Annotated in this window: 2 protein-coding genes; both read left to right on the forward strand. The window is 43.3% G+C overall.

What is annotated here, in order from left to right; genetic code table 11:
* Positions 1–68 precede the first annotated feature (68 nt).
* Complete coding sequence (locus ORI89_RS18925; protein ID WP_268232092.1) at positions 69–989, forward strand: PorP/SprF family type IX secretion system membrane protein; 921 nt, start codon at positions 69–71, stop codon at positions 987–989.
* A 1,146-nt stretch (positions 990–2,135) separates the two neighbouring features.
* Positions 2,136–10,275, forward strand: an 8,140-nt coding sequence (locus ORI89_RS18930; protein WP_268232093.1) for an MBG domain-containing protein, incomplete at its 3' end; no start/stop codon positions are given.

Below are 10,275 nucleotides of genomic sequence, written 5' to 3' on the forward strand. Positions count from 1 at the left end.
GAGTACGATAAAGGATATTTTGTGGTACGTAAATAATAGAATACAAAGAATTTTATAGCGTAGAAGTGATGACTAAAAAGAATAAAAAAATATATAGCGTACTTATAGCTGTTTGGTGCTTGAACATGCTTTGCGGCGCGGTACGTGCACAACAATATATTGACCCTGCATTGTCAGGGTCATTTTCAAAGACTTTAACCCCGAGTTTTAATGCCCTTCTTTCGCAGGGCGAAGGGGATGCTTCGTTACTGTACCGCCACCAATGGGTAGGTATGGAAGGTGCGCCTAAAAGCATATGGTTTAATGCGAATATGGCTTTGGGTAACCAGGGTGTAGTTGTGGGTGTTAACGCCAAGCAGTTTAAAATTGGTGTGGAGCGCAGCACGGAGGCTTCTGCCAACTTCACAAAAACGCTGCGCATTTCGGAGTCGGAATATCTGGGTCTGGGTGTAAACCTGGGCTACACCCAGCAACGGGGCGATTATAGCAGTTTAGACCCTTCGGACCCTGCTTTTGGTGATATGCAGTATGGCACTTTGCTTTACGGCCTTTCGGCTTCGTTGGTGCGACCTGATCGTTATTATGTTGGTTTTGCTATGCCACGGGCTATCTTCGGCTCGAACGATTCGGACTATGTGCGTCAGTTTGGCCGTGACAATACGTTTTATGTATCGGGTGCTGCTATCTTTGACTTGGATGAGAATATTTATCTGCGTCCAAGTTTATTGAGTAGCTACCGTGAGGTGACGGGCTTACAGTTTGATGCATCGGCTATGATTTTCTTTACCTCTAAATTTGGTATCGGTGGCGGGTACCGGCAGCGTGGCGACCTGATGGGGCATGCGGAGTTTAATTTAAAGAATATCCGCTTTGCATATAGCTATCAGCAGAACTTGAAGAACAGCAACCTGAACCGTTTCATTAGCAACAGCACACACGAGCTAGGGCTTTCTATAAGCTGGGGCAAAACGCAGATGAGGAGACTCTAGTTTTGCTTCTATATTCAGGATAGTGAAACTTTGCTCAATTTAGATGTTTTGTATAGATGTTGTGTATAATTGACTAAAACAGCAAGTTTTAATTACGGAGTTCATAATTTTAGTTTTTTATGAGGAGGAAGATAGAAACTAGCATAATAAAAGCAAGATGCGATGATGAAGCTTAGTCTTCGACAGTTTCTAAATTAAAAAACAGTTCGAATTGTTCGCTATATTTTTTTCGCATGCGCTGTTTGGATTTACGCACGGCATCAGTCGTAACCCCAAGCATATGTGCTATCTTTGGAAAGATAACAGTTTTCTCTCAGACTCTACCTGTTGCAGTTTCAATCGTTTTTTGTGAGTAATAAGCAGGTGTATGATGATGAGTGCTAATAACAGACTGATTGCGCCCCAGGTCCATTTGAGTAGTGACGCCCGTTTTAATTTATTTTGTTCGGCTTCCAGTTGCCAACGGATGCGCTCTCTAAAAAGTAGGGGAGAGCATGGATGTAATCGTTGTACGTATAATAGTAATAGCCATAGAGGGTATTTACCCAGATAAGGAGCCCGGTGTTGTTGGTGTTTTGGATATCGGATAGAGCATGGGCAAATAACCATTCACTTACAGGGGTTTTATGATCCTTTATCCGGGCATAGGATTCTGCCAACAGGCTGTGATAAACGGCGGATAATGCTTTAGGGTTTTGAATAGGTTGTGGTTTTTTGATGGCTTCCAGTCGTTGTGCTAGTTGCGTTTTTCGGTTTCGGAAATCTGTTGGAGTACCGTATGTACATGTATAGCGAGGCTATCTACAGCATATGTGTTGGTGCTGAGACAGAGTATCGTTAGGAAAAAAAATAGCCTAAGGTAGACGGTCATCCGCAATATTTTCTTGTTGATTTCTATTGGTTCGCGCAAATCAGGGTAAAGATAACCAAACAAAATTCTAAAGCGAAACAAAATTTATTTATAGGTAAAGCTACTCTGATGTTTCTTTTAATGGGTTTCGTTATCAGGGGGTTAGGTGTGTTTTTTGAATTTGTCCCATATTTGTCCCACCCCTAAATGTAGTTGATATGGCCTTTTTCGCTAGGTTAGGCCTTTATTATTCTTTTGCGATTGCATAAGGATTCCAAACATCAAAAATATTAACTATGAATCGTGTTAGCCATTACCTCTCTATTATCATGCTGTTGTTGACCTTTTGTGCAGAGGGAATTGCTCAGACAGTGCAGCCGGATGCCGAAAGGATTATTTACGTCAATAAAAATGTAATAGGTAGCAATGGCTCGGGCGATAGTTGGGCAAACGCTATACCTGAACTGGCGGATGCGCTGAAATGGGCGAACGCGAATAAAACAAGTGGGCTTTGGTCAGTGGTTACTCCTTTAAAGATTTACGTTGCCAAAGGCACATACAAGCCTATGTATACGCCTGAAGATGGGAAGAACTTCAGTGCAGATGCACAATATGCCCGTGACCGTACTTTCTTGATGGTGAAAGGTGTGGAGCTGTACGGTGGCTTTGACCCGGCTAACGGAAAAACAGCACTGACTGAGCGTATCCTGCCTGGTAAAGATGGGGCTAACGCCGAAGGCACCATCTTAAGTGGTGACCTGAACGGCGATGATGCTGTTAATATACCACTAACCGAGTTAAAAGATCATGCGACAAGGCAAGATAATGCTTACCATGTGGTCTTGGCAACCAGTTATACGGAGAGTGTAGCAGTAAAGCTGGATGGATTTGGCATCACAGGGGGAAATGCAAATGGTTCTTCTTCCATTTTAGTTAACGGAAGAAGTGCTTATAAAAGGGTTGGCGGAGGGATTTCTTCTTCTTCTTCTTCTTCTTACGTTAGGTTAACAAACTCTTCGGTCTATAATAATAGCAGTAGTGGTGATGGCGGTGGGATTTCTTTTTCTTTTTCTGCTTCTTCTCTTTCTTCTGTTAGCTTAACAAACTCTTCGGTCTATAATAATAGCAGTAGTGGTGATGGCGGAGGGATTTATTCTTCTCCTTCTACTTCTTTTTCATCTGTTTGGTTAATAAACTCTTCGGTCTATAATAATAGCAGTAGTAGTGATGGCGGTGGGATTTATTCTTCTTCTCCTACTATTTCTTCTGTTACGTTAAGTAATTCTTTGGTCTATAATAATAGTAGTAGTGGTGCTGGTGGTGGGATTTCTTCTACTTCTTCTTCTACTTCTACTTCTACTGCTTCTTACGTTACGTTAAGTAATTCTTCGGTCTATAATAATAGCAGTAGTAGTAATGGCGGTGGGATTTCTTCTTCTTCTTTTTCTTCTTCTCTTTCTTCTAATGAAGTCAAGTTATACAACAGTGCCTTGGCGGGAAATAAGGGGTCTTCTTATGTGTTTTTTGAAGGTAGTGGGGCTAATAAGTTTACAGTATATAACAGCTTGGTGTATGGCAATGCAAAAAGCACGACAGATAATAGCAACAGTACTTTAAGTACAAATGCGGGTAACATCTCGAAAGATATCCAATATAGTTTGGTACAGGATATAGATGTGACGATTAGTGCAGATCCAGGCGATATACGAAACAATAACTTGGACGGCACTGTGGCGTACACCAACCTGTTTATGGATGCAGCTGCTGGGGACTATAGGTTGGTAAACAACAGCCCGGCGATAGATGCAGGAAGTAATGCATTATATGGCGGCGATTTGGGCAATGATCTGGATTTGGCGGGCAATCCAAGACTTTCAGGTTGCAAAATTGATATAGGAGCTTATGAGAACCAGAGCAATCAAGGCGTGTTGTGCTTTATCCCCGACGCTAACAAAACCCTTTATGTCAACAAGCATGTCAATGGAGGAAACGGCTCGGGCGATAGTTGGGCAAACGCTATACCTGAATTGGCGGATGCGCTGAAATGGGCGAATGCGAATAAAACAAGTGGGATTTGGTCAGAATCGAATCCTTTAAAGATTTACGTTGCCAAAGGTACCTACAAGCCTATGTATACGCCTGAAGATGGGAAGGATTTCAGTGCAGATGCACAATATGCCCGTGACCGTACCTTCTTGATGGTGAAAGATGTGGAGCTGTACGGTGGTTTTGATCCGGCTAACGGTAAAACAGCACTGACTGACCGTATCCTGCCCAGTAAAGATGGGACTAACGCCGATGGTACGATCTTAAGTGGTGACCTGAACGGCGATGATGCTGTTAATATACCACTAACAGAGCTAAAAGATCATGCAACAAGGCAAGACAATGCTTACCATGTTGTCCTGGCAGACAGTGATACGGAGAGTGTAGCAGTAAACCTGGATGGATTTGGCATCACAGGGGGAAATGCAAATGATGTTTCTTCTTCCATTTTAGTTAACGGAAGAAATACTTATAGACTGTATGGCGGTGGGATTCATTCTTTTTCTTCTTCTGTTACGTTAAGTAATTCTTCGGTCTACAATAATAGCAGTAGTAGTAATGGCGGTGGAATTTATTCTTATTCTTCTTCTCCGGTTACGTTAAGTAATTCTTCGGTCTACAATAATAGCAGTGGTAGTAATGGCGGTGGGATTTTTTCTGCTTCTCATTCTTCTTCTTCTTCGGTTAGGTTAAGTAATTCTTCGGTCTACAATAATAGCAGTAGTAGTGGCGGTGGGATTTATTCTTATTCTTATACTTCTTCTTCGGTTAGGTTAAGTAATTCTTCGGTCTACAATAATAGCAGTAGTAGTGGCGGAGGGATTTATTCTGCTTCTTCTGCTTCTTCTTCTGTTACGTTAAGTAATTCTTCGGTCTACAATAATAGCAGTATTGGTGCTGGCGGTGGGATTTACTCTTCTTCTTCTTCTTCTAATGAAGTCAAGTTATACAACAGTACCTTGGCGGGAAATACGGGAACTTCTTATGTATATTTTCACGGTGGTGGGACTAAAAAGTTTACGGTACGTAACAGCTTGATATATGGCAATGCAAAAAGTACGACAGATAATAGCAACAGTAATTTAAGTGCAAATACGGGTAACATCGCGAAAGATATCCGATTTAGTTTGGTACAGGATATAGATGTGACGATTAGTGCAGATCCAGGCGATATACGGAACAATAACTTGGACGGCACTGTGGCGTACACCAACCTGTTTATGGATGCAGCTGCTGGGGACTATGCTCTAGTAAATAACAGCCCGGCGATAGATGCAGGAAGTAATGCATTATATGGCGGCGATTTGGGCAATGATCTGGATTTGGCGGGCAATCCAAGGCTTTCAGGTTGCAAAATTGATATTGGAGCTTATGAGAACCAGAGCAATCAAGGAGAGTTGTGCTTTATCCCCGACGCTAACAAAACCCTTTATGTCAACAAGCATGTCAATGGAGGAAACGGCTCGGGCGATAGTTGGGAAAATGCTATACCTGAACTGGCGGATGCGCTGAAATGGGCGAATGCGAATAAAGGAAATGGGATTTGGTCAGAATCGGATCCTTTAAAGATTTACGTTGCTAAAGGTACCTACAAGCCTATGTATACGCCCCAAGATGGGAAGGATTTCAGTGCAGGTGCACAATATGCCCGTGACCGTACCTTTTTGATGGTGAAAGATGTGGAGCTGTACGGTGGTTTTGACCCGGCAAACGGTAAAACAGAACTGACTGATCGTATTCTGCCCAGTAAAGATGGAACTAACGCCGATGGCACCATCTTAAGTGGTGACTTGAACGGGAATGATACTTATGGTAATACTCCTGGTCAGGGAGCTGCGGGAATAGCCGGTAATGGAGAGAATGTCTACCATGTGATCGTGGCAGTTAGTGATACGGAGAGTGTAGCAGTAAAGCTGGATGGATTTGGCATCATAGGGGGAAATGCAAATGCTCCTTCTCTTTCTCACATTAAAATAGAGGGACAGTTTGTTTATAGGTATTTAGGGGGTGGGATTTATTCTTATTCCAATTCTTCTTCTTCGGTTACGTTAAGTAGTTCTTCGGTCTATAATAATAGCAGTAGTCGTGAGGGCGGTGGGATTTATTCTTATTCCAATTCTTCTTCTTCGGTTACGTTAAGTAGTTCTTCGGTCTATAATAATAGTAGTAATAATAGTACTGCTCCTGGTGGTGGGATTCATTCTTATTCCAATTCTTCTTCTTCTTCGGTTACGTTAAGTAGTTCTGCGGTCTATAATAATAGCAGTATTGGTACTGGCGCTGGGATTTATTCTAGGTCTTCTTCTTCTTCTTCGGTTACGTTAAGTAATTCTTCGGTCCACAATAATAGGAGTAGTAGTCGTGCTGGTGGTGGGATTTATTCTTATTCCAATTCTTCTTCTTCGGTTACGTTAAGTAGTTCTGCGATCTATAATAATAGCAGTATTGGTGCTGGCGGTGGGATTTCTTCTTCTTCTTCTTCTTCTTCTTCGGTTACGCTAAGTAATTCTTCGGTCTATAATAATAGCAGTAATGTTAATAATTTCAATTTTGGTGCTGGTGGTGGGATTTACTCTTCTTCTTCTACTTCTTCGGTTACGCTAAGTAATTCTTCGGTCTATAATAATAGCATTAGTGGTAATATTAGCACTAGTGGTGTTGGCGGTGGGATTTACTCTTCTTCTTCTTCTTCTAATGAAGTCAAGTTATACAACAGTACCTTGGCGGGAAATAAGGCGCCTTGGTATGCGTTTTTTGATGGTGATGGGGCTAAGAAGTTTACAGTATATAACAGCTTGGTGTATGGCAATGTAAAAAGTACGACAGATAATAGCAACAGTTCTTTAAGTATAGGTGCGAGTAGCATCCCGAAAGATATCCAATATAGTTTGGTACAGGATATAGATGCGACGATTAGTGCAGATCCAGGTGATATACGGAACAATAACTTGGACGGCACAGTGGCGTACACCAACCTGTTTATGGATGCAACTGCTGGGGATTATAAGTTGGTAAACAACAGTCCGGCGATAGATGCAGGAAGTAATGCATTATATGATGGCGATTTGGGCAATGATCTGGATTTGGCGGGCAATCCAAGGCTTTCAGGTTGCAAAATTGATATTGGAGCTTATGAGTTTCAGGGCGAGCAGATCAATTACGACAATGTGGTGTTTGAAGATCTAGATATCGCTTATAATGGCTCCACACATACGATAATAGCAACGAATCTTCCCCAGGGTGTTACTCCTTCGTACAAAATCAAGGACGCATTGGGTGCTGTGGTTACGGAAGCGGTAAATGTCGGAACTTATACCATTACGGCTACACTTTCTGGTTGTGGACCGGACAAAGAATTGACGGCCACGCTGAAGATTGAGGCAGCTATGCTGACGGTAACTGCTGCGAGCGAACAGGGCAAAGTATATGGTGATACCGATCCAGTATTGACTTATACTGTTTCTGGTTATCAAGGTACGGATGACAGCAGCATCCTAAGCGGTGCATTGAGCAGAACAGTAGGCGAGGATGTAGGTGTTTATCCGATTGGGCAGGGCGATTTAAGTGGGGGTGCTAATTACGATATAGATTTTGCAGGTGCTGATTTTGCTATTGCCAAAGCTACGCTGACGGTAACTGCTGCGAGCGGACAGGGCAAAGTATACGGCGAAGCTGATCCAGTATTGACTTATACGGTTTCTGGTTATCAAGGTACGGATGACAACAGCATTTTAAGTGGTGCATTGAGCAGAACAGTAGGCGAGGAAGTAGGTGGTTATCCGATTGGGCAGGGCGATTTAAGTGCGGGTACTAATTACGCTATAGACTTTACGGGTGCTGATTTTGCTATTGCCAAAGCTAGGCTGACGGTAACTGCTAACAGCGGACAGGGCAAGGTGTACGGAGAAGCTGACCCGGTGTTTACTTATACTGTTTCTGGTTATCAAGGTACGGATGATAACAGCATTTTAAGCGGTGCATTGAGCAGAACAGTAGGCGAGAATGTAGGTGATTATCCGATTGGGCAGGGCGATTTAAGTGGGGGTACTAATTACGATATAGACTTTACGGGAGCAGATTTTGCTATTGCCAAAGCTACGTTGACGGTAACTGCTGTGAGCGGACAGGGTAAAGTATACGGCGAAGCTGATCCGGTGTTTACTTATACGGTTTCTGGTTATCAAGGTACGGATGACAGCATCCTAAGCGGTGCATTGAGCAGAGTTGGCGGCGAAGACGTCGGTGCTTATGCGATTGAGCAGGGAGATTTAAGTGGGGGTGCTAATTACGATATAGACTTTACGGGAGCTGATTTTGCTATTGCTAAAGCTACGCTGACGGTAACTGCTGCGAGCGGACAGGGCAAAGTATACGGCGAAGCTGATCTGGTATTGACTTATACCGTTTCTGGATATCAAGGTACGGATGATGACAGCATTTTAAGTGGTGCATTGAGCAGAACAGTAGGCGAGGATGTAGGTGTTTATACGATTGGGCAGGGCGACTTAAGCGCAGGTGCTAATTATGATATTGTGTTTGTATCAGCAGATTTTGAAATCACTAAAGCTACGCTTACGGTAACTGCTGTCAGCGGACAGGGCAAAGTATACGGTGATACTGATCCGGTGTTTACTTATACGGTTTCTGGTTATCAAGGTACGGATGATAATAGCATTTTAAGTGGTGCATTGAGCAGAACAGTAGGCGAGGACGTCGGTTTTTATCCGATTGGGCAGGGCGATTTAAGTGGGGGTGCTAATTACGATATAGATTTTGCAGGTGCTGATTTTGCTATTGCCAAAGCTAGGCTGACGGTAACTGCTGTCAGCGGACTGGGCAAAATGTACGGTGAAGCTGATCCGGTGTTTACTTATACGGTTTCTGGTTATCAAGGTACGGATGATAATAGCATTTTAAGTGGTGCATTGAGCAGAACAGTAGGTGAGGATGTAGGTGTTTATCCGATTGGACAAGGCACATTCAGCGCGGGTGCTAATTACGCTATAGATTTTGCAGGTGCTGATTTTGCTATTGCTAAAGCTACGCTGACGGTAACTGCTGCGAGCGGACAGGGTAAAGTATACGGCGAAGGTGACCCGGTGTTTACTTATACGGTTTCTGGTTATCAAGGTACGGATGATAACAGCATTTTAAGTGGTGCATTGAGCAGAACAGTAGGCGAGAATGTAGGTGATTATCCGATTGGGCAGGGCGATTTAAGTGGGGGTGCTAATTACGATATAGACTTTACGGGAGCTGATTTTGCTATTACTAAAGCGGTATTGCCAGCCTTTACTTTTGCTGATGCAAGCTTTGTTTATGATGGCACGGCAAAATCGCTGAAAGCTACCGGTCTGCCTGTTGGTGCTACAGTAAGCGGCTATACGAATAACGAGCAGACAGAAGCTGGAGAATATGTGGTTAAGGCTAGTATCGATGGTGGTAGGAACTATGAAAATGGTTCGCAGACCGCTAAGCTGACGATTGAGAAAACAGCTCTACCGATGTTTACTTTTGCCGATGCAAGCTTCGTTTACGACGGGACGGTAAAATCTTTGAAAGCTATTGGTCTACCTGCTGGTACTACAGTTAGTAGTTATGCAAATAACGGGCAGACGGAAGCAGGCGAATATACAGTTACAGCTGTTATTGATGGTGGCAACAATTATGAAGGTGGTTCGCAGACTGCTAAGCTGACGATTACGAAAGCAGCATTGCCATTGTTCACCTTTACCGATGCAAGTTTCGTTTACGACGGCACGTCAAGATCTCTGAAAGCTAGCGGTCTACCTGCGGGTGCTACAGTGAGCTACGAAAATAACGGGCAGACGGAAGCAGGCGAATATACAGTTACAGCTGTTATTGATGGTGGCAACAATTACGAAGGTGGTTCGCAGACTGCTAAGCTGACGATTACGAAAGCTTCTATAGCCGGGGTTACTTTTGCCGATGCTAGTTTTACTTACGACGGTACTGTGAAGTCTTTAGTTATTGCAGGTGTCTTGCCAGTAGGAGCAAAGATAAGCTACGAGAATAACAAGCAGACCGAAGCAGGCGAATATACAGTTACAGCTGTTATTGATGGTGGCAACAATTATAAAGGTGGTTCGCAGACTGCTAAGCTGACGATTACGAAAGCTTCTATAGCCGGGGTTACTTTTGCCGATGCTAGTTTTACTTACGACGGTACTGTTAAATCGCTGGTTATTGCAGGTGCCTTGCCAGTAGGAGCAAAGGTGAGCTACGAGAATAACAAGCAGACCGAAGCAGGGGAATATACAGTTACAGCTGTTATTGATGGGGGCAACAACTATGAAAATGGTTCGCAGACTGCTAAGCTGACGATTATGAAAGCGGTATTGCCTGCCTTTATTTTTGCAGATGCTAGTT

It is taken from the genome of Sphingobacterium sp. UT-1RO-CII-1 (assembly GCF_026711005.1).
Taxonomy (GTDB): Bacteria; Bacteroidota; Bacteroidia; order Sphingobacteriales; family Sphingobacteriaceae; genus Sphingobacterium.